At 58.2% G+C, this 22,526-nt stretch carries 22 protein-coding genes; 13 read left to right on the top strand and 9 right to left on the bottom strand.

Features of this window, described 5'->3' with window-relative positions; all coding sequences use genetic code 11:
- The first annotated feature begins 56 nt into the window (after nucleotides 1–56).
- The 4 genes from IOD40_RS04290 to IOD40_RS04275 all read left to right on the top strand — a co-directional run bounded on the left by IOD40_RS04290 (nucleotide 57) and on the right by IOD40_RS04275 (nucleotide 4,025).
- Nucleotides 57–1,073: a TRAP transporter substrate-binding protein gene (locus IOD40_RS04290; RefSeq protein ID WP_198474679.1), complete on the top strand. Its 1,017-nt coding sequence runs from the start codon at nucleotides 57–59 to the stop codon at nucleotides 1,071–1,073.
- A 55-nt stretch (nucleotides 1,074–1,128) separates the two neighbouring features.
- Nucleotides 1,129–2,145, top strand: coding sequence for a TRAP transporter substrate-binding protein (locus IOD40_RS04285; RefSeq protein ID WP_198474677.1), 1,017 nt, complete (start codon nucleotides 1,129–1,131; stop codon nucleotides 2,143–2,145).
- An 87-nt stretch (nucleotides 2,146–2,232) separates the two neighbouring features.
- The gene (locus IOD40_RS04280) at nucleotides 2,233–2,733 is read left to right on the top strand and encodes a TRAP transporter small permease (RefSeq protein WP_198474675.1); all 501 of its coding nucleotides are present in this window, start codon (nucleotides 2,233–2,235) and stop codon (nucleotides 2,731–2,733) included.
- Nucleotides 2,730–4,025 (top strand): TRAP transporter large permease, encoded by a 1,296-nt coding sequence (locus IOD40_RS04275; protein WP_198474673.1) that lies wholly within the window; start codon nucleotides 2,730–2,732, stop codon nucleotides 4,023–4,025. Before IOD40_RS04280 ends, IOD40_RS04275 begins: the two co-directional genes overlap by 4 nt.
- Before the next feature lie 203 nt (nucleotides 4,026–4,228).
- Here the strand turns inward: IOD40_RS04275 and mdlC are convergent, their stop codons facing one another.
- On the bottom strand, nucleotides 4,229–7,333 hold the full coding sequence (gene mdlC / locus IOD40_RS20280) for a benzoylformate decarboxylase (protein ID WP_325099663.1): 3,105 nt from the start codon (nucleotides 7,331–7,333) through the stop codon (nucleotides 4,229–4,231).
- Nucleotides 7,334–7,457: 124 nt separating this feature from the next.
- On the opposite strand from mdlC, the gene IOD40_RS04260 reads away from it, so the two are divergent.
- On the top strand, nucleotides 7,458–8,372 hold the full coding sequence (locus tag IOD40_RS04260) for a LysR family transcriptional regulator (RefSeq protein WP_198474671.1): 915 nt from the start codon (nucleotides 7,458–7,460) through the stop codon (nucleotides 8,370–8,372).
- Here the strand turns inward: IOD40_RS04260 and IOD40_RS04255 are convergent.
- Both IOD40_RS04255 and IOD40_RS04250 read right to left on the bottom strand, forming a co-directional pair.
- Entirely contained in the window at nucleotides 8,369–8,851 is a 483-nt protein-coding gene (locus IOD40_RS04255; protein WP_198474669.1) for a MarR family winged helix-turn-helix transcriptional regulator, read from the bottom strand. The genes IOD40_RS04260 and IOD40_RS04255 overlap by 4 nt on opposite strands.
- A 2-nt stretch (nucleotides 8,852–8,853) precedes the next feature.
- Nucleotides 8,854–9,624, bottom strand: a complete 771-nt coding sequence (locus IOD40_RS04250) for a crotonase/enoyl-CoA hydratase family protein (RefSeq protein WP_198474667.1) — start codon at nucleotides 9,622–9,624, stop codon at nucleotides 8,854–8,856.
- A 117-nt stretch (nucleotides 9,625–9,741) separates the two neighbouring features.
- On the opposite strand from IOD40_RS04250, the gene IOD40_RS04245 reads away from it, so the two are divergent.
- From IOD40_RS04245 to IOD40_RS04210, 8 genes are all read left to right on the top strand, one after another.
- The gene (locus IOD40_RS04245; protein WP_198474665.1) at nucleotides 9,742–11,538 is read left to right on the top strand and encodes a feruloyl-CoA synthase; all 1,797 of its coding nucleotides are present in this window, start codon (nucleotides 9,742–9,744) and stop codon (nucleotides 11,536–11,538) included.
- 152 nt (nucleotides 11,539–11,690) lie between these two features.
- Nucleotides 11,691–12,710: a LacI family DNA-binding transcriptional regulator gene (locus tag IOD40_RS04240; RefSeq protein WP_198474663.1), complete on the top strand. Its 1,020-nt coding sequence runs from the start codon at nucleotides 11,691–11,693 to the stop codon at nucleotides 12,708–12,710.
- Nucleotides 12,711–12,901: 191 nt separating this feature from the next.
- The gene (locus IOD40_RS04235) at nucleotides 12,902–13,573 is read left to right on the top strand and encodes an amino acid ABC transporter permease (RefSeq protein WP_198474661.1); all 672 of its coding nucleotides are present in this window, start codon (nucleotides 12,902–12,904) and stop codon (nucleotides 13,571–13,573) included.
- A 10-nt stretch (nucleotides 13,574–13,583) separates the two neighbouring features.
- Nucleotides 13,584–14,240, top strand: a complete 657-nt coding sequence (locus IOD40_RS04230; RefSeq protein WP_198474659.1) for an amino acid ABC transporter permease — start codon at nucleotides 13,584–13,586, stop codon at nucleotides 14,238–14,240.
- A gap of 35 nt (nucleotides 14,241–14,275) precedes the next feature.
- Nucleotides 14,276–15,076, top strand: coding sequence for a transporter substrate-binding domain-containing protein (locus tag IOD40_RS04225; protein WP_198474657.1), 801 nt, complete (start codon nucleotides 14,276–14,278; stop codon nucleotides 15,074–15,076).
- Nucleotides 15,077–15,098: 22 nt separating this feature from the next.
- Nucleotides 15,099–15,863 (top strand): amino acid ABC transporter ATP-binding protein, encoded by a 765-nt coding sequence (locus tag IOD40_RS04220; protein WP_325099662.1) that lies wholly within the window; start codon nucleotides 15,099–15,101, stop codon nucleotides 15,861–15,863.
- An 11-nt stretch (nucleotides 15,864–15,874) separates the two neighbouring features.
- The gene (locus IOD40_RS04215) at nucleotides 15,875–16,192 is read left to right on the top strand and encodes a hypothetical protein (protein WP_198474655.1); all 318 of its coding nucleotides are present in this window, start codon (nucleotides 15,875–15,877) and stop codon (nucleotides 16,190–16,192) included.
- 6 nt (nucleotides 16,193–16,198) lie between these two features.
- Entirely contained in the window at nucleotides 16,199–16,744 is a 546-nt protein-coding gene (locus tag IOD40_RS04210; protein ID WP_233713835.1) for a gluconokinase, read from the top strand.
- Between the two features lie 48 nt (nucleotides 16,745–16,792).
- On the opposite strand, the gene IOD40_RS04205 is transcribed toward IOD40_RS04210, so the two are convergent.
- From IOD40_RS04205 to IOD40_RS04180, 6 genes are all read right to left on the bottom strand, one after another.
- Nucleotides 16,793–18,235 (bottom strand): glucosyltransferase domain-containing protein, encoded by a 1,443-nt coding sequence (locus tag IOD40_RS04205; RefSeq protein ID WP_198474653.1) that lies wholly within the window; start codon nucleotides 18,233–18,235, stop codon nucleotides 16,793–16,795.
- Nucleotides 18,236–18,328: 93 nt separating this feature from the next.
- Nucleotides 18,329–19,276, bottom strand: a complete 948-nt coding sequence (locus IOD40_RS04200; RefSeq protein ID WP_198474651.1) for a glycosyltransferase family 2 protein — start codon at nucleotides 19,274–19,276, stop codon at nucleotides 18,329–18,331.
- Nucleotides 19,277–19,279: 3 nt separating this feature from the next.
- Complete coding sequence (locus IOD40_RS04195) at nucleotides 19,280–19,642, bottom strand: GtrA family protein (RefSeq protein ID WP_198474649.1); 363 nt, start codon at nucleotides 19,640–19,642, stop codon at nucleotides 19,280–19,282.
- A 201-nt stretch (nucleotides 19,643–19,843) separates the two neighbouring features.
- Complete coding sequence (locus IOD40_RS04190; RefSeq protein WP_198474647.1) at nucleotides 19,844–20,749, bottom strand: 2-dehydro-3-deoxygalactonokinase; 906 nt, start codon at nucleotides 20,747–20,749, stop codon at nucleotides 19,844–19,846.
- On the bottom strand, nucleotides 20,746–21,516 hold the full coding sequence (locus IOD40_RS04185) for an SDR family NAD(P)-dependent oxidoreductase (RefSeq protein WP_198474645.1): 771 nt from the start codon (nucleotides 21,514–21,516) through the stop codon (nucleotides 20,746–20,748). Before IOD40_RS04185 ends, IOD40_RS04190 begins: the two co-directional genes overlap by 4 nt.
- Before the next feature lie 98 nt (nucleotides 21,517–21,614).
- On the bottom strand, nucleotides 21,615–22,523 hold the full coding sequence (locus tag IOD40_RS04180; protein WP_198474643.1) for a cation diffusion facilitator family transporter: 909 nt from the start codon (nucleotides 22,521–22,523) through the stop codon (nucleotides 21,615–21,617).
- Nucleotides 22,524–22,526: the final 3 nt, after the last annotated feature.

Here is a 22,526-nt window from a genome sequence, read left to right as displayed (position 1 = left end):
TCGGTTACATACGCGGGTGAAATCTGCCCGCGCCTTTGGCCACGAGGGAGGCATTTATGTATACACGTACTCTGGCGGCACTCGCGCTGTCCGCTTCTTTTGCGTTTCCGTCTGCAGCGGCAGATGTAGAGCTAACACTATCGCACTGGGTACCGGGAACGCACCCGTTGCAGGTGACCGGCATGGAGCCGTGGGCTGAGTCGATCAAGGAAGCGTCCAATGGCCGTATCCAGATCAACATCTTCCCGGCCTCTCAGTTGGGCGCCGCTGGCGACCACTATGACATGGCCCGCGACGGCATCGTCGATATCGGCTTCATCAACCCGGGCTACCAGCCGGGTCGTTTCCCGATCCTGGCTGCTGCGGAAATTCCGTTCCTGTTCGCTGATGCGCGCGGTGGCCTCCGTGCTCTGACCGAATGGTACGACCAGTACGCCGACCTGGAGATGGGCGACACCTATTTCTGCATGGCGATTTCGCACGACCCGGGCACGATCCACTCCAAGGAACCGGTCATTGTTCCTGAGGACATTCGCGGCAAGAACGTACGTCCCGCCAACGCGACCGAAGCACGCTTCGTAGCGATGCTGGGCGGTGCGTCGGTTCAGGTTCCGGCTGGCGAAATGCGCGAAGTCCTAGCACGCGGCACCGCTGACATGACGCAGTCCCCGTGGAACTCCCTCTACACCTTCGGTGCAAACGACGTGGTGTTCCACCACCTCGACATGCCGTTCTACTACTCGATCAACGCCTTCATTTTCAACAAGGGCACCGTTGATGGCCTCTCGGCTGAAGACCGCAAGGTGATTGACGACCACTGCACGCCGGAGTGGGCTGAGCGCATTGCTTCTGGCTGGACCGATGCAGAAGCTGCCGGCCGCGACAAGATCGCTTCCGATTCGGCACACACTCTGCACGTCCCCACCGCTGCGCAGGTTCAGCTGTGGAAGGATGCAGCCGCTCCGCTGACTGACGAATGGCGCACCGCTGTCAGCGGCCGTGGCCACGACGCAGATGCGATCTGGAACAGCCTGATCGATACTTTGAAGAAGTACGACGCCTACGCTGGCTGATCCTCGGGAGGGAGGATCAGCAGACTGAAATTTCATGTCCACGGAGGAGAAATTCATGAAACTTAAGAGCTTGCTAGCTTCGGTTGCCGTCGCCGCCCTGGCGACGACAGCCCAGGCAGCGGAAGTTGAGCTTTCGCTGTCACACTGGGTGGGTGCGCAGCACCCACTCCAGCCCGGTGGCATGGAGCCATGGGTAGAATCGATCAGAGAAGCGTCCGAGGGACGCATCGAGATCACCATCTTCCCGGCCCAGCAGCTTGGAGCTGCCGCAGATCACTATGACATGGCCCGTGACGGCGTCGTGGACATAGCGTTCATCAATCCGGGCTACCAGCCAGGCCGTTTCCCTATTATCGCCGCTGGCGAAATCCCGTTCACCATCTCTAATGCGAATGCCGGCTCACGTGCATTCGACGAGTGGTATCGCGAATACGCTGCCGACGAGATGAAGGATGTGCACTTCTGCATCACCCACCTGCACGATCCAGGCACGCTTCATGGCGTAAATGGCCCGATCCAGGTGCCGGATGACCTGAAGGGCAAGAGCATTCGCCCTGCGCACGGCACCATGGCCCGCATGCTGAACCACATCGGTGCAGCATCGGTCTTCGCCGGCGCCGCGGAAATGCGTGAGCTTCTGGCTCGCGGCGCGGCAGAAATGTCGGCTTCGCCGTGGGGCTCGATCTTCACCTTCGGTGCTCAGGACCTCACCAAGCACCACCTCGACATGCCGTTCTACGTCACCACCTTTGCGTTCGTTTTCAACAAGGGTGTTTACGAAGGCCTCTCACCGGAAAACCGCAAGGTCATCGACGACCATTGCAACCCGGAATCGGCCGAGAAGATGGCTGCCAAGTGGGTGGAAAACGAAGCCAAAGGCCGTCAGCGGATGATTGATGAGGGCCACACCCTCTACAAGCCGACCGATGACGAAGTTCAGCTCTGGATGGAAGCCGCCTCGCCGCTTCGCAACGAGTGGAAAGAGACCGTGAACAAGGCTGGCGGCGACGCCGATGCCATTTGGCAGCGCCTTGAAGATACGCTCGCGAAATATGACTCGCGGGTGAAGTAACGCCGGCGGGACACCCGGCGGCATTTAACCGGGCGGGCGCATCAGCGCCCGCCCAACTCATCAAACGACACCAAACGGGGGGCAATCATGCTTCGCAAGGTGGAACGCTTCTGTGGCGCAGTCGATACTATCGCCGGTATTCTACTCGCCCTAGTGATGCTGCTGATCGTAGCATCGACAGCAGGACGCTATCTCTTCTCTTGGCCTATTCCCGATTCTTTCGACCTTTCCCGCCTGATGGTCGGAGCATGCGTGATGTGGGGTCTCGCATCTATCGGCTACCGTGGGGGCCACATCGCCGTCGATCTGGTTCACGAAATGGCAGGCAAGACTGGAAAGCGGTTCATTGACCTGTTCGCCTGGTTCGGACTGCTGGTCTTCACCATCGCCATGACGTGGATGATGTTCTACCGGGTCACCAGCGCCTATGCGAGCAACGAGTCGACTTTCGACCTTCGGATGCCCGTCTGGCCGTTTTTCCTGCTCATCTGGGTCGGTTGCGCTGCCAGCGCCATCACCGTGACATTTTCCATTTTCCGCCGCCGCAGCGATGACCAAGAAGAACAGGCCGAGGGGTACGGCATATGACTTACGCAGACTGGGTAGCCGTTTGGGGCTTCATTGGCATGTTCGTGCTGATGGGCCTGCGGGTGCCGATCGGCATCGCCATGGGTATCGTCGGCGTGGTCGGCTTTGGCGCGATCCGAGGCATTACCCCGGCACTAAACCTTCTTACAACATCGCCGATCCGCACGATAACCGACTTCAACCTCAGCCTCGTGCCGTTCTTCGTCCTGATGGGCGTGTTCGCAACCAATTCGGGCATCTCGCGCGAGCTGTTCCGCACCGGTAACGCCTGGCTTGGCCAGTTCCGTGGCGGCCTTGCTCTTTCGACCGTTGCGGCTTGCGCCGGCTTCTCGTCGATTTGCGGCTCATCCGTTGCAACAGCAGCCACGATGACGCGTATCGCCCTGCCGGAAATGCGCAAGGCTGGCTACGATGACGGCACCTCCACCGGCGTTATTGCTGCTGGCGGCACCCTCGGCATCCTGATCCCGCCATCGGTCGTGATGGTTGTCTACGCCTACCTGACCGAAACGGACGTGGGCCGACTCTTCATCGCCGGCGTCATACCGGGCATCCTGGCAACCGTGATGTACATGGCGACGGTAATCGTCGCACATCGCAAGGGTCTGCCAGCTGGGCGCAAATTCGACCTGCGCGACGCTCTTGCGTCTCTGCTTCCAATTTGGGCGGTCGCAGTCCTCTTCATCGCGATCCTCGGCACCATCTACATGGGCATCGCCACGCCAACTGAGGCAGCAGCTGTTGGTGCCTTTGTCACGATGCTCATCGGCATCATGCGTCGCCGCCTGAACACACGTCAGATCATCGACAGCCTTGTTGAATCGCTGCGCACGTCTGTCGCGATTTTCACCGTCCTCATCGGTGCGATCCTGTTCGGCTACTTCCTGGCGATGACCCAGGCACCGCAGAAGCTCACCATGTTCATGATCGGCCTTGATCTGGGTGCTTACGGCACGCTGATCCTGATCCTCGTCATGTTCTTCATCGCTGGCGCGCTGATGGACGAGATGGCGATGATCATTCTATTCGTGCCGATCGTCTTCCCGGTGATCGTCCACCTCGGCTTCGACCCGATCTGGTTCGGTATCATCCTGGTCACCTCGTGCCAGCTCGGCATGATCTGTCCACCGGTGGGCATCAATGTCTTCGTCATCAACTCGATTGCGAAGGAAGTTAAGCTGACCCGAATCTACTCTGGCGTGATGCCATTCATTGCCGCGGACATAATCCGCATGGCTCTGATGGTGATCTTCCCGGCCATCATCATGTGGCTACCGGCGACGATGCGCTGATGCAGCCGCCAAAAAATCGACCCCCGGAGAAATCCGGGGGTTTTTTTATTGTGGTTTTGCGGGACCATTTGGTCTGTGGCGGATGGATGCTCCAACCTTTCAGGCGGACAAATCGTTGCGGTTCCTCGCCCGCGTCGCCGCACAAAGAAGAAGCCGCCGGATTTCTCCGACGGCTTTGGCATTCAGCTCGAAATGATGCGCGATCAGCCGGCGAAGTGGATGGTCTTCACTTCGAGGTAGTTGTCGAGGCCTTCCGGTCCGCCCTCGCGGCCGACGCCGGACTGCTTGAAGCCACCGAAAGGCTGCTTCGGATCAACGATCATGCCGTTGACCGTAACGTTGCCCGAACGAATGCGACGGGCAACCGCGTATCCACGCTCCGGATCCGCCGCGAAGACCGATGCATTCAGGCCGTAGTCGGAATCATTGGCCTTGCGAACCGCATCTTCCTCATCCTTGAAGGTGATGATGGAAACGACCGGGCCGAAGATTTCCTCCTGGGCGATCTTCATGTTGGACTCGACGTCGACGAAAACGGTCGGCTCGACATAGAAGCCCTTGTCCAGGCCCACCGGGCGACCGCCACCGCAGGCGATCTTCGCGCCCTCGGCGCGGCCAGCAGCGATGTAGCCTTCAACGCGCGCGCGCTGGCGGCCCATCGTCAGCGGGCCCATCTGGGTTGCCGGATCAAACGGATCGCCAACCTTGATGTTCTTCACCGCGCCAACGTAAAGGTCGATGAACTCCTGCTTACGGCTTTCCGGCACCAGAATGCGGGTCAGCGAGAAGCAGACCTGACCGGTGATCGGCATGGAGTAGACCATGATGCTCGGCAGCGCCTTCGCAAAGTCTGCATCATCCAGCAGAATCGCGGCCGACTTGCCACCCAGCTCCAGGCTGACGCGAGCAAGACGCTCGGCGCACACAGCACCAATGTGCTTGCCTGCAGCGGTGGAACCGGTGAACGCGACCTTGTCGATGCCCTTGTGGCGAACGAGATAGTCGCCGCCTTCGCGTCCAGCCGGGACCAGGTTGAAGACGCCAGCCGGCAGGCCTGCTTCTTCAATCGCTTCGGCCAGAATGTAGGCTTCCAGCGGGGTTTCCGGGGAAGGCTTGGCAACAAAGGTGCAGCCGGCAGCAAGACCACCCGCGATCTTGTACGACAGCAGAACCATCGGCGCGTTCCATGGCGTGATCGCAGCGCAGACGCCTACCGGCTCACGGACCACACGGGCCTTGCCGCCATCATCACGCTGGCGCTCATCCACGAACCCATAGGTCTCGATGAGATCTGCGTAATAATTGAAGAGCGTTGCGTTCTGGCCGACAAGCTTCTTGGTAAGCATGATCGGTGCGCCGACCTGCAGCGTCCAGGAATGGGCAATATCATCGAGACGACGAGTGATGACATCCGCGACCTTACGCAGGTAGACAGCGCGCTCTTGAGGCGACATGCGCGGCCACGGCCCATTATCGAAAGCGTCACGAGCCGCCCAGACTGCCCGATCGATATCCATCGGACCCGCTTCCGGGTAGCTGAAAAGCTTCTCTTCAGTCACTGGCGATATGACGTCCAGACGGTTTTCGGAGGACGAATCGATCCAGCTTCCACCGATGAAAAGCTTTTCGGGGGTGTTAGGACGCCAGCCCTGCCCGGCATCCGAATTCACATTCGGGGTCATAACGTTCATGGGTTTCTCTTCCTCTCTCAGGATAACCTCCAGGAGGCGCGGTCCCTTTTGGGAAAGCATCTCACGGAGGCATGTTTCGAGCTTGTTTCCGTCCGAGCAGCGCTGCGCTTTACACCCTTGTGCCTGCGCAATCGCGACGAAATCGATGTGGCCGATATCCACGCCGTCTACGCTATCTGCGCCAGTCTTGTCCGCAATACCTTTGAGGGCTGAGTACCCTCCATTGTTAAGTATCACAATCAGCAGATCGACATCGTGCTCGACCGCGGACCAGATGGACTGGATCGCGTAAAGGCTTGATCCGTCACCGATGATGGCGATGACCGGCTGGTCCGGGCGAGTGAGTGCTGCCCCAACTGCCGCAGGCAAACCATAGCCAAGGCCACCGCTGGCAGTCGTGAAAAAGCCGCCTGGCCGCTCGATGGGCAGGTGGTCATGCATCGGCCCGCGCGCCGTCGGCGATTCCTCAACGATGATGCTTTCGGGCGAACGCACATCCGCTAGCGTCTGCATCAGGAACCGTTGAGAGATCGCCTTCGTCACCGGCAACCTTGGAATGACCCGCGCAGGCTCAACCCGCCGTGAGCGCTGTTTGACCCGGGCTTGAAGCCCCTCTGCAGCCAAGCGGGTATTTGAGAGCAACGCGGTCCCAACCGCTGCTGCGGAAATCAGCTTCGGGTCATCATTGATGAGGCACAGCTGCGCACCGTCTGGCAGATGCTTGCCGGAGCCCGGGAAATGATAGGTAAATACCGGCGCGCCGAGTACCAGAACATAATCGGCTGAGCCAAGGCAACGCGACAGATCCGGCTGCTGGGCAGGCAGGAAACCTGCAAACAGCGGGTGCCGCTCGGGGAAGCTGCTCCGTGACGAAAGCGGGCTCACCCAGACCTTCGCCTGAAGTGTTTCGGCGAGCCGCACGACGGCATCCCAGCCACCATCAATATCAACGCCGGCACCGACGACGAGCACTGGCTCCTCAGCGGAGTTGATTGCCTCAGCTACCCGGTCGAGCGCTGCCGGGTTCGGCCCAATCAGCGTGTCGACCTCACGATCAACCAGCGGAGGACTTGGTTTGTCCCAGTCGCTGAGGGGTACGGAGACCAGCACCGGTCCCATAGGCGGCTGGATTGCCATGTAGTAAGCCCGCGCAATTGCAGCCGGGACGTCCTCCGGCCGCGCTGGCTCAATCGCCCACTTCACGTAAGGCTTTGGAAATTCAACCGGCGCATCATTGCCAAGGAACGGGTCGTACGGCAGCAAGTCACGGGTCTGCTGGCCGGTGGTAATAACCAGCGGAGTCCGATTGCGAAACGCGGTGTAGAGATTGCCCATCGCATGACCGAGCCCTGCCGTTGAATGCAGGTTCACGAAAGCTGGACGGCGTGTCACCTGCGCATAAGCGTCGGCCATCGCAAGCGCGATGGATTCCTGCAGGCCGAGCGCATAGGTAAAATCCTTGGGCAGGCCGACAAACATCGGCAACTCGGTTGAACCTGGGTTCCCGAAAATCGTCGTCATGCCCTTGGCGCGCAGAAAATCGAAAACCACCTCACCAACCGTGCGGTTGGGTATGGCTGTCGACGTCGCCAGGAAGTCCTGGCTCATCTTGTTCATTGTGCTGTCTCCCAAGTCTCTTTCAGCCTTTGCATCACTGCACAGGCCTCCCGACTTTCGAGTATCGCACGTCACCGTCTGCTCCGCTATTTACAGAGTCCGCCCAAAGTCATAATCAGAAATTATGACCCTTGATATTCGCTCTGCCACCATACTGATTGAATGCGCCCGCCACGGAAGCCTTGGCCGAGCTGCGGTCGCACTCAACATGACGCAGCCGGCCTTGACCCGAACACTCAAGGTGCTCGAAGCCGGATTCGGCGTTTCCCTGTTCGATCGGACAACTCGGGGAGTGGTGCCAACGGTGTACGGAGAAGCTTTGCTTCCCTACGCGCGGTTGGTCGTCTCCGAAGTGGCCAACGCAAAAGATCTGATCTTGCAGATGCAAGGCGCGAGCCGCGGCGTCGTGCGGGTTGGTGGCGTCGCCAGCGTGGTCCCGAGTTTCATCGTCTCTGCCATTGCAAAGATGCGTCAAAGCCATCCAGAAGTCCGCTTCCAGATCGTCGAGGAAATGGAAGATTTGCTGCTAGAGGAACTGAAGAGCGGCGTCATCGATATCGCAGTCTCGCCAGATCCCTACGTCGACGACGAAATCACGCTCGCGACCCCTGATATTCTCAGGGATGTCGTCCACGTCTACGCTCGCCCCTCCCACCCCCTGGCCTCTCGTGAGCATGTGAGCCTGGAAGAAGTGGGAAATGCGGACTGGATTTTGCCGCCGATGGGAACTCCGATCGCAAAGGAGTGGTACCAACGGTTTCATGACAAGGGCATCGAGCCGCGTATTCCCGCGCTTGCCTCGCGATCGATCGGAGTGATCCGCGCAGCAGCCCTTAGCCAGGATCTTCTGTGCTGGCTGCCCGCTCCGCGGCTATCCGATCAGCCCTCTTCCGAAGGCCTGGTGAGAATCGCTGCGCCTGACATGCAATGGAAGCGCTCGTTTCGGATTTATCGCCGTCGACGGGGGATCGTTCCGCCGCCAGCGAAAATACTGGTTCAGGCCATTCGTGAACTGGCCTTGCCGAGCGACGAGGCTTAGCTTTTGGCCGCGGGAGACGGCCAGCCGACCACTTTGCGCAACAACGCAACCAACTGGGCGCACTCGCTTTCATCAAGCATGGAGAGTGCGCGCTTATCATATGCGATCAGCCTTTCACGCACGCCTCGTGCCACTTCGACGCCCTCATTGGTCGCGGTAAGCGTCACGACACGTCGATCTTCCGCCGAGACCCTCCGGGTGATCAGCTTCTTTTTCTCGAGCCGCGCAACCAATTTGGTCATGTTGGGCCAGCGAATGTGCAGGCGATCCGCGATCGAACCCTGACGAGCATCAGGGTTCATCATGATCGCCACCAGCACGGTCTGTTCAGGCAAGCTCAGTTCAACTTCAGTCTGAAGTGACGATACCGCCTGGTAGGAAGCCAGCTCCGCTAGCCGAAGCATGAAACTGGCCGAGGCTTCAAACTCCCCCAGGTTCAGTTCGGCTTCGGCCGCGAAATCTGACTCGCCTTTCGCCAAGGTCAATCCTTTGGAGCAATGCGGGCAGCGCGTTTTTCCAGGAACGCTTTCAAACGCTCATGAGCCTCTGGCGTGGTCTGCGTAAAGGCGGCAATCATCGATTCGAAGAACAGGCCCTCATCGTATCCGCTGTCGCGAATGCGTGGAAGCGCGTTGATGACGGCGTAATTGGACAGCGGCGCGTTCGAAGCTGCTTTCTTTGCAAGCTCGGTCGCCTTTTCCAGAGCCTCACCAGCCGAGGTAACATAGGTGACGATGCTTGCCTGACGAGCTTCATCGACGCTCAAAACGCGGCCGGTGAGCATCATGTCGGTCATCAGCGGCACGCCCATGATGCGCGAGGTGTGCACCGAGCCGCCTCCGCCCACGAAAATACCGCGCTGCCCCTCAGGCAGCGCAAAGAATGCGGTTTCATCCGCTACGCGAACATGCGCGACCGAGGCGAGTTCCAGCCCGCCGCCGATCACTGCGCCGTGCAGAGCCGCAACATACGGGATTCGCCCGCCGCGTATCTTCTGGAAAACACGGTGCCAGTTGCGGGACCCATCAATGCCCTCAATCGGCGTCTTGGTCGAATGTTCAGCAAGATCGAGACCGGCACAGAAATGCTCGCCCTGGCCGCAGATGACGACCGCTAGCGCCTCATTTGCGGCCTGGTCCACCGCCACTTCGAGATCTTCAAGCATCTTATCGTTCAGGGCATTGCGCTTGTCCGGCCGCGTCAGCGTCAGCCGCGCGATGCCGTCCTCGATGCTGTATTCCACAAACGCCATGACCTTCCTCCAAATGCACTCTTGTTTCCGAGTGAACAATTATGCAACATATCAGACAGGACCCGCAAGGGTAGGCGCAACATTTCGCGCAATTGGGTTGAGGATCAGGGAGGCAGCATGTCCGACTCGCAGGACTGGAAGCACGCGCCTATGCGCCCGGTAGAGTTTCACAACTACTCGCCGGTCGTGACGGTCAAGGATGACGGTACGATCTACGTCACCGACCGAATGCCACAGCCGAGCTATCCGACACGTATTACCGATGCTCTGGTAAAATATGCGGCGGAGACGCCCGACCGCGTTTTCATCGCAGATCGCAAGAGCGGTGATGGCTGGCGCACGATCACATATGGCCAGATGCTGGATCACGTACGCCGTATCGGCCAGTATCTGCTCGACAAGAATCTTTCGCCGGAAAGGCCGCTCGCGGTCCTGTCAGGCAACGACATCGAGCACGCAACTCTCGGTCTGGCGGCAGTCTATGTGGGCGTGCCTTACGCACCGCTGTCACCGCAGTATTCCTTGACGGGCGGCGATTATGCGCGCCTCAAGGACGTGCTGGCTTCAATCACACCGGGCCTCATCTACGCTGCGGACGCCAAGGCATTTGCACCTGCAATTCGCGCGGCTGTGCCTGATATCCCGTTCATTGCAGATGACGCAGCTGAGGGCGCGATTCCGTTCGCTGACCTTCTGAACTCGGTACCGAGCGACGCTGTCGAGGCGGCAAACGCTGCCATTACCGGCGACACGATCGCGAAGTTCCTGTTCACATCGGGTTCGACCGGAACGCCCAAGGCTGTGATCAACACTCACCGCATGATCTGCTCCAATCAGGCAGCGATCCGCGAGGCATTCTCGTTCATGAAGACCGAGCCGCCGGTTCTTCTGGACTGGGCGCCGTGGAACCACACGGCCGCCGGCAACAAGGACTTCTACATGGTCCTGACCAATGGCGGCACGCTGTACCTTGATGACGGCCGCCCGACCAGGGCCGACATCGGCAAGACCGTGCGCAATCTCAAGGAGATTTCGCCCACCTGGTACTTCAACGTCCCGACCGGCTTCGACATGCTCATACCCGAGCTCGAGAAGGACGAGGCTCTCCGCCAGAACTTCTTCAAGAATCTGAGGATGTTCTGGTACGCTGGAGCATCGCTCTCGCAGCATAGCTGGGAGGCTCTTGAGCGTATGGCCGTCGCTACCACCGGCACGCGGGTGCTGATCGGCACGGGCCTCGGTGCAACCGAGACCGCTCCAGCCGCCATGTTCTGCACCTGGCCACAGGAAGGCGCAGGCAATGTTGGCCTGCCAGTTCCGGGTGTCACGCTGAAGCTCGTACCGTACGAAGGCAAGTATGACGCGCGCCTCAAGGGCGACAACATTACGCCTGGCTACTGGCGCCAGCAGAAGCTGACGGAAGAAGCATTCGATGAGGAAGGCTTCTACCGGCTCGGAGACGCCCTGCTCCCGATCGACATGGACGACATCTCCAAGGGCTTCAAGTTCGACGGCCGCACCGCCGAGAACTTCAAGCTGGACACGGGCACCTGGGTCGCGACCGGCGCGCTGCGCATGTCGATCATCGACCATTTCGGTGATCTGATCCGAGACGTCGCCCTTGCCGGACCTGACCGTCCGTATCTCGGTGCCATCGCGTTTCTGCGCGACCCCGAGCTTGCAGAAGATCAGGCACATCGTAAGGCAATGCGCGAGAAGCTCGTATCGCTGGCTGCGAAGTCGACGGGCTCTTCGAACCGTATCGCTCGGATGATCATCTGCCCCGAAGTTCCGTCCACGACGGCGGGCGAAGTCACCGACAAGGGCTCGATTAACCAGCGCGCGGTTCTCCGAAATCGGGCGCAGCTCGTTGAAGAAATCTACGCCGGCTCGGATCGGGTTCTATCGATCTGACTTTCGAACAATTCATGGAAAAGGCGCGTGGGCGTTTCTCACGCGCCTTTTTTGTGTGTCCGCCTCTCTTGGTAAAGCGCTCCACAACCCGCTCTTTACGATAAGGCTAATTCTCGCTACAAATCGATTAGATCGATCTAAAAAGTCAGGCGATGAAGCGGGTCACTCTCGTTGATGTAGCACAACATGCTGGCGTCTCCCGCGCAACGGCTTCACTTGTGGTTCGCGGCAGCCCCCTCGTCAGCGCATCAACCCGCAAGGCGGTCGAGGATGCCATTGCCGAGTTGGGATACGTCTACAATCTTGGGGCTGCTCGCATGCGCGCCGCCCGAAGCCACACCGTCGGCGTCATCATCCCAAACCTGACCAACCCGTTTTTCGCAGTGCTGCTGGCCGGGATCGAGACGGTGCTGGAAGAAGCCGGGTTTGCAGTTATCCTCGGCAACTCCTACGACAGCCCTGCCAAGCAGGATCTCTTCGTCGGCCGCGCAAGAGAACACGGGGTGGATGGCCTGATCGTGTGCCCCGCCGCCGGAACCGAAAAACGCTTCATCGAAGACGCGTTGAAATGGGGGATCCCCCTCGTCCAAACACTGCGTACTGTCCCCGACACCTCGACCGACTATTCCGGCATGGACCAGCACGATGGCATGCACGAAGCCGTAAATTGTCTCTATGACTTCGGTCATCGCAGAATTGGCTACGTGGCAAGCACGCTGTTTCACTCCGCCCACAAGGAGCGTCTGGCCAAGTTTCGCGAAGCAATGAGTGCCAAAGGCATTGAGCCCCTCTTCGTGCGGCACCTTGAATCAACCCATCAGGCCGCCCGCATGGCAGCACCCGAGATCATGGGAAAGCGGACACGTCCCACCGCCCTGATTTGCCACAACGACGTCCTCGCTCTCGGCCTTCATCGCGGCCTGTGCGATCTGGGCGTGTTGCCCGGCCGGGACGTTTCATTGATTGGATTTGATAACGTTGCCGAGGCGGACCTGGTGATTCCGGGCCTTGCATCCGTGGCTACCGAGCCTTTCAACGTGGGCAAAAACGCCGCCGAACTCTTCCTGCGCCGCATCTCTGCACCGGAGGCTGTCCACAGCAGTAGAGTGGAGCCAACGTATTTTGTTCAGCGCGGCTCCTGCGGCCCTGTACGGGATTTTGCCGAAGCGTGATTCGTAAGGATTCTCGCTAGTTAGGCCGGTCCGACGTTCACATATCACTCCCCAGACCAACCAAAGGTAAACTGCGTCCGGCAATCTACCTGCTTGACTCAGAATAATCTTCTCTTTTAGATCGATCTAAACGCGCTGACGAATGGCGCGACGAGGCCGTTCCGCATGGCGGATGTCCCGGGAGGTTCGTCATGGGTTACGAATTCAAGTTTGCACCAGTTTTTGCCAATTTCGATCAGCTGCTCGAGGGAGCTCTCGTAACAGTCCAGCTGTCGTTCAGCGCGATGGTACTCGGCACCATCGTCGCGGTCGTGTGCGCGATCGGCAAGACCGCAGGACCGAAACCGATTCGCTTCATCATTGATTGCTACATCGAGCTGATCCGAAACACTCCGTTTCTGGTACAGATCTTCTTCATCTTTTTCGCTTTGCCGAGCCTTGGCATTCGCCTGTCGCCAAATGTCGCCGCCTTGATCGCGCTGACGGTGAACGTCGGTGCCTATGCGACCGAGATTGTCCGCGCTGGCATTGAATCGATCAACCGCGGCCAGATCGAAGCTGGCACCGCACTTGGCCTGCGCCGTAGCCAGATCTTCGCCTATATCATCATCAAACCTGCGCTGCGCACGATCTACCCCGCGCTGACCAGCCAGTTTATCTATCTGATGCTGACGTCCAGCGTGGTTTCGGTGATTTCAGCGACCGATCTTGCCGCTGCAGGCAATAACATCCAGTCACAGACATTTGCGGCCTTCGAAGTTTATCTCGTCATTACCGCAATGTACCTTGTTCTCGCGCTCGCATTTTCTGGTCTCTTCTCGATGATCCAGCGCTGGGCGTTCAACTACCCGCTGGCGCGCTAGGGAGAAAATCATGATCCGTCCCTTCGGGCCTAACGAATTCTGGTTCATCGTCTTCGCAGTACAGTGGACCCTGCTGCTGTCGGCAGTCGCTTTTGCTGGCGGCGCAATTGGCGGGCTGTTGATCGCACTCGGACGAGTGTCCGACAACAAGGTGGTGCGGTATCTGTGCCTTGGCTTCATCCGCCTGTTTCAGGGCACTCCGCTACTGATGCAGCTTTTCCTGGTGTTCTTCGGGCTGAGCATCTTCGGTTTTGGCATCGATCCCTGGATCGCAGCTGCATTTGCATTGACCCTGCATGCGTCTGCCTTCCTTGGAGAGATCTGGCGCGGATGTATCGAGGCGGTGCCACGCGGGCAGACGGAAGCATCCTGGGCGCTGGGCCTGTCTTACTTCGACCGGATGAAGTCCGTAGTGCTGCCACAGGCTTCCCGCGTCGCGGTTGCCCCCACCGTTGGCTTCCTCGTTCAGCTGATCAAAGGCACGTCGCTGGCATCAATCATCGGCTTTGTTGAACTCACTCGTGCCGGCCAGATCATCAACAACGCGACTTTCGAACCCTTCAAGGTGTTCGGCCTCGTCGCGCTAACCTACTTCATCATCTGCTGGCCTCTGTCGATCTACGCCCGCCGGATGGAGAACCGTTTCGCAGCGACAGCCCGTCGCTGATGGGAGCCTACGTTTTTAAAGGGAAGGAAACCGAAATGAATATTTTTGGGAAGATTGCTGGCATTGCGCTGGGCGCAGCGCTCAGCCTGGGAGCAGTTGCCTCCACTGCCTCGGCGCAGTCTGTTGAAGAAATCAAGTCGCGCGGTACCGTGAACATCGGCATGCTCGTCGACTTCGCCCCGTTCGGTATCATCAACGATCAGGGCAAGCCGGACGGCTATGACGCCGATGTTGCCAAGCTTCTGGCCGAAGATATGGGCGTCCAGGTCAATCTGGTTCCTGTGACCGGCCCGAACCGCATCCCTTACCTCCTCTCGGGCCAGGTCGACATCCTCGTTGCCTCGCTGGGCATCACGCCTGAGCGCGCCGAGCAGGTCGATTTCTCGCAGGGCTATGCCGGCATAGAAATCTTCGTTTATGGCGACGTCAACACCGAGATCAAGGATCCGGCAGATCTTGCTGGAAAGAGCGTCGCAGTCGCGCGCGCATCGACACAGGACACCTCGCTGACCGCAGTTGCTCCGGAGGGCACCAACATTCAGCGCTTCGATGACGATGCGTCCGCTGTTCAGGCGCTCCTGTCGGGCCAGGTACCTTTGATGGGTGCGTCGAACGTCGTCGTATCACAGCTCGACACGGTTGCGCCGGGCCGTTTTGACGTCAAGCTCTCCCTGCGCCAGCAGAGCCAGGGCATCGCCACCCGTCCGGGCCAGACCGAGCTGATGGAATACATCAACGCGTTCCTGGCGAAGAACAAGGAAAACGGCAAGCTGAACGAACTCCACGAGAAGTGGGTTCAGACGCCGCTGCCAGAGTTCCTGCAGAAGTCCGAGTAAATCAGACATAAGGAGAGCGGGTATGTCCGCGACAAACACCACCAGCGCAGACATGCCCGCTGTCCGCATGAAGGGCGTGGAAAAGTGGTATGGCGAATACCATGCCCTGACAAACGTCAATCTTGACGTCGCCAGCGGGGAAAAGATCGTGGTCTGCGGCCCTTCGGGTTCCGGCAAATCGACGCTTATCCGCTGCGTGAACCAGCTCGAGACCGTGCAAAAAGGCACGATTTTCGTCGATGGTATCGAACTGACTGCCGGACCGAAAAATGTTGAGAAGGTCCGCCGCGACGTCGGCATGGTCTTCCAGCAGTTCAATCTTTTTCCGCACATGACGGTGCTGGAGAATTGCACCCTCGCCCCGATCAAGGTGCGCGGCGTCTCCAAGGCTGAAGCCGAGGAGACAGCCCGCAAATATCTGGCGCGCGTTCGCATCCCCGAGCAGGCAGACAAATACCCGGCCCAGCTTTCCGGCGGACAGCAGCAGCGCGTCGCTATTGCTCGTGCTCTTTGCATGAATCCCAAGATCATGCTGTTCGATGAACCCACCTCGGCGCTTGATCCGGAAATGGTCAAGGAAGTTCTCGACACCATGATCGACCTTGCCAATGAAGGCATGACAATGATGGTGGTCACCCACGAGATGGGTTTTGCCCGCAAGGTAGCTGACCGGGTCATCTTCATGGATAAGGGCGAGATCGTCGAAGTCGGCGAGCCGGAGGAATTCTTCTCCAATCCGAAGCAGGAGCGGACACGCACCTTCCTGGGTCAGATCAGCCACACCTAAGGCGCTCACCGATGATCATTCGACAGGCTTTGTTCGACGGCCAGATCCTTACTGGCCGCGAACAGGAATTCCGCTCCTTCGTAGAAGCCAATCTGGTTCCGCTGTGGAAACAGTTTCCCGGCGTCCGCGAAGTCCGCGTTCTGTTTGCCAGGGAACGCGACGAAGGCGCTCCGTCATACCCGATGGTCCTGTCGATGGCCTTTGACGATGAAGCCGCGCTCGCCGCAGCGCTCGAGGCGCCGGTTCGCTTTGAAAGTCGTGGCGTGACGGCGCAATTGCTGACAATGTTCGAAGGTCGCGTGCATCACCACGTCTTCGAGGTTGTTTAGCAAATTATGGCGCTTGTGAAATTTACCGCCGTGGTTCCGCCGCTTATCGTCATGGGCGTCACCGGGTGCGGAAAAACTGCGGTTGGAACTCTCCTCGCCCGGAAGTTAAGCGCGCGCTTTATTGAGGGCGACCGTCTTCATCCGGAAGCGAACGTCGCGAAAATGGCCTCGGGCATACCGCTGGACGATGAGGATCGCGCAGGCTGGCTGAACACGATCGGCGGTGCCATCGCAGATGAGGTGCGTGCTGGAGAGCTGGTAGTCGCGACGTGCTCGTCTTTAAAACGCATCTACCGTGATCGATTGCGCAGCTTCGCGCCAGATCTCGTATTCGTTCATCTTGTGCTGAGCCGCGAAGAGTCGTGGCGCCGGGTCAGCAGCCGTCCAGGTCATTTCATGCCGGCGAGCCTTGTAGACAGCCAGTTCGCCACCCTGGAGCCCCCGGCAGCGGACGAAGCGTCCATCACCATGGACGCCACCTTGCCGCTCGACCAGATCGTCTACGAACTAGCGTCTAACTTCGCCCCCCTCTCCTCCTGCCCCCAAGCATGAGACCCCCTGCTCAACCTTCTCGACGTTGGGCAGAGGACGCTGCGTTCCTCAATTGATTATTACGACGACGACGCCATCCTGGACATATACCGAGTTTGGCTGAGGCCAATATGTTTCAGGGGCGGCTCGTAGAAGCGTCTCTGCAACATCTGGCGGGACGGGAGCAAAGCGTGGGTCTATTTGCCGAAAGACCCACTCCTTAGACCAAGCTGTGGTACGAGCGTTTCCCCAAGCGCCCCGTGGCGACATATTCGTTGGCGCTTCATGCCGAACGGCAATCGGGATCGGGCCCCCCATCGGAATATCGGAATTAGCTACGACTTCGTCTATTCTCGTGATTATCCGGTTCGTCGCAAGAACATCATTTCTTGACGACAGATACTCATCAAACGCGCTACCGTTTATCTGGATTGCACTGAAGATTATGAACCCCCAAGCTGCGACAGCGGACACGTTTGCTAAAGTCTTGAACCCTTTCAAGGGCAGGAACTCGACACAAACCGCAGCAAATAGTGCATGAACGACGGAGAATGCGACCAAGGCGCGTGGCGAGAACTCATCCAGCGGAGTCGCGAATGCCAGCGCAAACGGACTTAGGATGAGACCTAGTGCCGATGCGGCTATAAGCGGTGCTTTGAACTTGTTACTGTTTAATATCAGCGTAATTGCAAACAATGCCATCAACGCCCAGATGAAGGCTTTCATCGCGGGACTAAAGTAGGGCATTTGATGTCCTGTGGGGATCGAATGCCCCAAGAATAGCTTTACGATCCGCCGGTATTCTGAAAGTGCGCCAATCGGATCAATCGCGGAGCGTCCCGAAAGCGGGATTCCGGACACCCAAGGACTCAATTTGGTGAGGGCAATGTAAAGGCCTAGCCCGCAAGCGAGGCAGATAACGAAAGTTGCTGTCTTCCATAAGGTCCGCTTTAGATCGATCCCGCGCAAGGCCGACATCAGCACGACCGCAGAAGCAAAGGTAAGTGTGACCTGCGTGCTTGCCGGGTATATCGCTGGAGAGACAGCGAATAACGCAATCGCAACCAGATATTTGCCGCGCCACACGAGACTGACACCAGCAATCGCCATCAGCGTCGATAGCGGATAGGCGATACGGGTGCTGTCATAGGAAAGTACTGAGGCGTAGTATAACGAGATGGTCGATAGAACCACAAAAAGATCAGAGGCCGCACGGCTACGGAATTGAAGTGTGGACGCGCCGATCGCTGCACTAATCGCCAGCAAAATCACGCCGAGGATCAGAGAGAACGGTCCGAGAGGGTTCGCATCTTGCAAGACATGGTAGACGAAGTAGTAGCCCCAACGCCCTTGCGCGAGGAACGTGTTCGTATCGCCCGATATTGGCTGGCCTTGGATGATATCGTCCGCATTGAAGGCCTGCAATACGATCATACTGCTGTAGCCAATCAACGAAATTGCGAGGAGCGCCAGAAAGCGACCTGACCTCAAATCTTCGCTTATTTTAAGCATTCTTTTTCCCTGAAGCCCGTGTCCTACCGTGGGAGCGGTTCTTTCGTCGGATGATCGGCAAGAGCCTCATACCACCGCGCTTGCTGGATCACGCTAATCGACTATATCCGGATGACCTGCGTCGCTTTTGGAAACACTCTTCAGCACATATCTCGGCCTTCCTTGCGTCTCCGCGTAAATTCTGCCGATATATTCACCAAGAACACCAATCCCGATCAATTGCACCCCACCAAGGAAGAGAATTGAGACGAAGATTGAGGTGTATCCCCCAACTGGATTGCCAAATATCACCGTCTGAAACACAGTCCAGATCGCGAATACCAGAGAAAAGCTTGCGACTGCCAACCCCACATAGGTCCATACTCTTAGAGGAACAGTCGAGAATGAGGTCATTCCCTCAATGGCGAGGTTCCACAACTTCCATCCATTGAATTTCGTCTTTCCAGCGACTCGCGGGGCTCTGTGGTACTCAACAACCGCTGTTTTTCCGCCGACCCAAGAGAGCACCCCCTTCATAAAGAGATTTCGCTCTGTCAGTTGCAGGGTCGCATTCACCGTATCACGCGAAAGCAACCGGAAGTCGCCGACGTTTGGCTCTATCGCAGGTTTGCTGATCGCGTTGTGCACCCGGTAGAACAACTCAGCGGTACCACGCTTCAAAAGCGTATCCGAACTGCGATCCACGCGCTTGGCAAGAACCACGTCGTAGCCTTCCAGCCATTTGGCTACAAGCTGAGGAACGATCTCGATCGGATCCTGCAGATCCACGTCTATAGGGATCACAGCGGCACCGCTAGCATTCTCCAGGCCAGCAAAGAGGGCAGCTTCCTTGCCGAAATTCCTTGTAAAATTCAGGATCTTGACGCTCGGATCGTTTGCAGCGAGACCATCCAGGACTTGCTCTGTTCCGTCAGTGCTCCCGTCATTAATAAAGACTATCTCAACAGAGAGATCGTCCGGCATCACAACTTGACGCACGGCGTCATAAAAAGCCGGTATCGCCTCTTCCTCATTGAACACCGGCACTACCAAGCTGATCATGCTTCAGACCCCGAATACGACAAGTTTTGAGTAGATGAAGCCAACGGCCAAGCTTAATGATGTAAAGGCAACAAAAATAACGACCGGGTGCATTCCATGCTTATCTCCGGCTTTCCCCATGCCGTACGCCAGAGCTCCCATGAAAATTACAAATAGAAGATAGGTTGGCCAAGACGGAGATACAGAAAATGTCCAAGTTGCGTTCGCGAAATAACTGAATGTAACTGCTGTCACGAATGCAAATGAGTTCGCAATGGCAATCGCAGACTTCATGCGTTTGATCGCGAAAGCCATCACGAATGCATGAATTATGGTGTTCGCTACGCCGATCAGGCTGTATCGCAGAAATTGCTCGAGTGCGTCCATTTCTTAACTAAGCCCAAGCCGGGTGGCTAACCTGCGAACCGCCTATCATCTTCGTGTGGCTGCCTTCATGCGCGACAGTCACGTTTCGGCGTGGTGCATATGCGCTTAGCTAAACGAGCAGCGTGTCTCGAACAAGCACTTCCGTAATCTTAATCACGTTAACCTCAGAAAGCGGATGGCACTTGTTGGTCATAGGCCACCTTAGCTATTATGCCGCCTGGCTGCGGTCAGGAGGCCGGCTCGGACGGCTTGGTCGGCATCGGTCAGGTGAACGCTTAACCCCGCGGCTTCCAGTGCTGCGCGATAAAGGGTTGCGAGCTTTCCGCTTCCGATCAATTCCACCTTGGAAAGTTCACCGAACTGCGCCAATGCACCGGCGATTTCCAGTCCGATCAGTTCGCCAGACAGTTTCGCGGCAGCGTCTTCTGTGCCCGCAATATTCAAGAGCGGGGCGGAGCGGATCGCGAAGATGCGCGAGGTCGCGAGTGCGGGTTTTTCCACCGCCCGTAACACAGCATTGGTAAAGGCTACTCCTTCGGGATCAGCGTCCTCTCCCTCCGCCAGAGCAAGCTTTAGGATCGTGTGCCCGGCAATTGCGGCGTAGATTTCACCTGTCATGAAGGTGGTGAAACGCCGGATTATCCCCTTCTCCATCAGCACCCATTTCGTATGTGTGCCGGGCAAACAGACGATGCCTGAAGCCCCTCCTTTGGAAAAAGCGCCGAGCAGCTGCGTTTCCTCACCGCGCATGACGTCAGGAGCATCGAAGCTTCGCTGACAGACACCTGGCAATATGTGGATCGGATAATCCGCCGATACTCTTACGGATCTGCCGACGAGATCATCAAGGGAGGCCGGCGTTTCAACATATGGCGCCTCCTGCCAGCCCTGCTTCGCGCCGGCCATACCGCAGATCATGACAGGCAGCTCTGGATCCGCGGACAGCCGTGTCAGATGTCTATCCAGCACCGTCGGGAACCCGATCTCACGGGCCTTCATCATCCCCTCGTCACTGCGATCCTCGGCAAGGATATGTCCGGCGCTGTCGAGAAGCCAAATCCGGAACGATGACGTTCCCCAATCAACTGCAGCGATGAACGGCTTCATCCGGTGACCACGACGCCTGCATCTACGACGACCGCCTGACCGGTCATCACGGTCGATGCCGCGGATGCCAGAAACAGCGTTGGTTCAACCATGGCCTCGGGGGGTATCTCGAGTTTGAGGCACTGTCGGTCGATATGCGCTTTGAGCGAGGCCTCATCCACCCACAATTCGCGCTGGCGATCTGTGAGCACCCAACCGGGCATCAGGGCGTTGACGCGAATGTTGTCTTTGCCGAGATCGCGCGCCAGGCCACGCGTCAGCCCGGTGACACCTGCCTTCGCGGCTGTATAGGCTGCATAACCGCCGTTGCCCATCATGTAAGAGATCGAAGAGTAGTTCACGATGGTGCCACCGCGTTGCCGACGCATCCCCGGGATCACCGCCTGAATGGCGAAGAAGTAGTGGCGCAGATTGACCGCCTGCATGTAGTCCCAGTCCTCGACTGAGAAGCCTTCATTGGGATGCCGGTTGTCCCAGGCGGCATTGTTGACGAGGATCTCGATGTCGCCATTCACCTCTGCCGCCTTGTGGATGGCAGCCTGAAGCGCCTCAATGTCCGTGACATCACACGGAATGAAGAGCGGGCGAGAACCGTAGGTGCGTTCGAGCCGGTCGCAAAACGCCGCGGAATCGGACCTCTGAACAAAGGCGACTTCCGCACCTTGAGCGATGAAGCCCTCCGTCAGAAACTCGCCAATTCCGGACCCGCCGCCGGAAATGAAGACTGACTTGCCGGTCAGGTCGTGAAAAGTCGCAGAAAATTTCATGGATCCTCCCGTCATCCTCGCTGGGGAAGATGACGGGGTTTGCAGGTCATAGCAAGTAACGCTGCGTGACCAGTTGCATGGCTATCTAAAGCTGCGACTTACGCGAAAGGAATGGCGGCCGTGCCCACGGGAAGCTTCGCTTCATCCTCCGGCTCCACATGGATCACAACGCGCACGGACGGGATTTCGAGCTGCAGCGCATCCTCGATCCGGTCGCAAATTGCATGGCTCTCGCCGACGGTCATCTGCGCATCAACCACCATATGAAACTCGATGAACGTGGCTCGCCCTGCAATGCGAGTCTTGAGATCGTGAACCTCGAGAGCCCCCTTGGAGTTGGCCGAGATGACGTCCCGGATGTGGAGATGCTGCTCGACCGCTACAGCGCGATCCATCAGTCCGTCGAGCGAGGACGTGATCACCTTCCATCCCTGGTAAAGAATATTCAGCGCGACCAACATCGCCAGCAGCGGGTCCAGCGCATACCAGCCCGTCACAACTGCCCCTATCAAACCTGCCAAGACACCGACCGATGTAACGACGTCGGTCATGATATGGCGTCCATCGGCCGCCAGCGCGGGCGAGGAATGCTGATGTCCGGCGCGTATCAGGATGAATGCCCAGATCGCATTGATACCGGCCGCAAGACCGTTGACGGCGATACCTTCCCATGCCTGCTCCAGGGGAGCGTAGGCCTCGAAGGATCGCCACACCTCTGCCAGGATCAGCAGAGCCGCGACGACGATAAGGACGCCTTCCAAGACCGCGGAGAAATACTCGGCCTTGTGGTGCCCGTACTGGTGATCCTGATCCGCCGGCTTGTGGCTGACGGAAATGGCCCAGAACGCGGCACTTGCTGCGATAACGTTGACGATCGATTCAAGCGCGTCCGAATAGAGCGCGACTGAACCGGTCATCCGCCAAGCGACGAATTTCAGCCCCATCACCGCAAAAGCGATGATGATCGACCATCCGGCTAGACGCCTGACTCGTCGCTTGGCTTCCATTGG

The organism is Aquamicrobium zhengzhouense (assembly GCF_016124105.1).
Classification (GTDB): domain Bacteria; phylum Pseudomonadota; class Alphaproteobacteria; order Rhizobiales; family Rhizobiaceae; genus Aerobium; species Aerobium zhengzhouense.
The sequence above is the reverse complement of the archived record's forward strand: the minus strand, read 5'-3'. Positions and strand labels throughout refer to the sequence as shown.

Coding starts and splice junctions, on each gene's coding strand:
- IOD40_RS04210 (WP_233713835.1), top strand. CDS start 16,199: ATGGCGCTTGTGAAATTTACCGCCGTGGTTCCGCCGCTTATCGTCATG.
- IOD40_RS04260 (WP_198474671.1), top strand. CDS start 7,458: ATGACCCTTGATATTCGCTCTGCCACCATACTGATTGAATGCGCCCGC.
- IOD40_RS04205 (WP_198474653.1), bottom strand. CDS start 18,235: ATGCTTAAAATAAGCGAAGATTTGAGGTCAGGTCGCTTTCTGGCGCTC.
- IOD40_RS04285 (WP_198474677.1), top strand. CDS start 1,129: ATGAAACTTAAGAGCTTGCTAGCTTCGGTTGCCGTCGCCGCCCTGGCG.
- IOD40_RS04280 (WP_198474675.1), top strand. CDS start 2,233: ATGCTTCGCAAGGTGGAACGCTTCTGTGGCGCAGTCGATACTATCGCC.
- IOD40_RS04200 (WP_198474651.1), bottom strand. CDS start 19,276: ATGATCAGCTTGGTAGTGCCGGTGTTCAATGAGGAAGAGGCGATACCG.
- IOD40_RS04240 (WP_198474663.1), top strand. CDS start 11,691: ATGAAGCGGGTCACTCTCGTTGATGTAGCACAACATGCTGGCGTCTCC.
- IOD40_RS04250 (WP_198474667.1), bottom strand. CDS start 9,624: ATGGCGTTTGTGGAATACAGCATCGAGGACGGCATCGCGCGGCTGACG.
- IOD40_RS04245 (WP_198474665.1), top strand. CDS start 9,742: ATGTCCGACTCGCAGGACTGGAAGCACGCGCCTATGCGCCCGGTAGAG.
- IOD40_RS04180 (WP_198474643.1), bottom strand. CDS start 22,523: ATGGAAGCCAAGCGACGAGTCAGGCGTCTAGCCGGATGGTCGATCATC.
- mdlC (WP_325099663.1), bottom strand. CDS start 7,333: ATGAACAAGATGAGCCAGGACTTCCTGGCGACGTCGACAGCCATACCC.
- IOD40_RS04290 (WP_198474679.1), top strand. CDS start 57: ATGTATACACGTACTCTGGCGGCACTCGCGCTGTCCGCTTCTTTTGCG.
- IOD40_RS04190 (WP_198474647.1), bottom strand. CDS start 20,749: ATGAAGCCGTTCATCGCTGCAGTTGATTGGGGAACGTCATCGTTCCGG.
- IOD40_RS04275 (WP_198474673.1), top strand. CDS start 2,730: ATGACTTACGCAGACTGGGTAGCCGTTTGGGGCTTCATTGGCATGTTC.
- IOD40_RS04225 (WP_198474657.1), top strand. CDS start 14,276: ATGAATATTTTTGGGAAGATTGCTGGCATTGCGCTGGGCGCAGCGCTC.
- IOD40_RS04215 (WP_198474655.1), top strand. CDS start 15,875: ATGATCATTCGACAGGCTTTGTTCGACGGCCAGATCCTTACTGGCCGC.
- IOD40_RS04185 (WP_198474645.1), bottom strand. CDS start 21,516: ATGAAATTTTCTGCGACTTTTCACGACCTGACCGGCAAGTCAGTCTTC.
- IOD40_RS04195 (WP_198474649.1), bottom strand. CDS start 19,642: ATGGACGCACTCGAGCAATTTCTGCGATACAGCCTGATCGGCGTAGCG.
- IOD40_RS04230 (WP_198474659.1), top strand. CDS start 13,584: ATGATCCGTCCCTTCGGGCCTAACGAATTCTGGTTCATCGTCTTCGCA.
- IOD40_RS04235 (WP_198474661.1), top strand. CDS start 12,902: ATGGGTTACGAATTCAAGTTTGCACCAGTTTTTGCCAATTTCGATCAG.
- IOD40_RS04220 (WP_325099662.1), top strand. CDS start 15,099: ATGTCCGCGACAAACACCACCAGCGCAGACATGCCCGCTGTCCGCATG.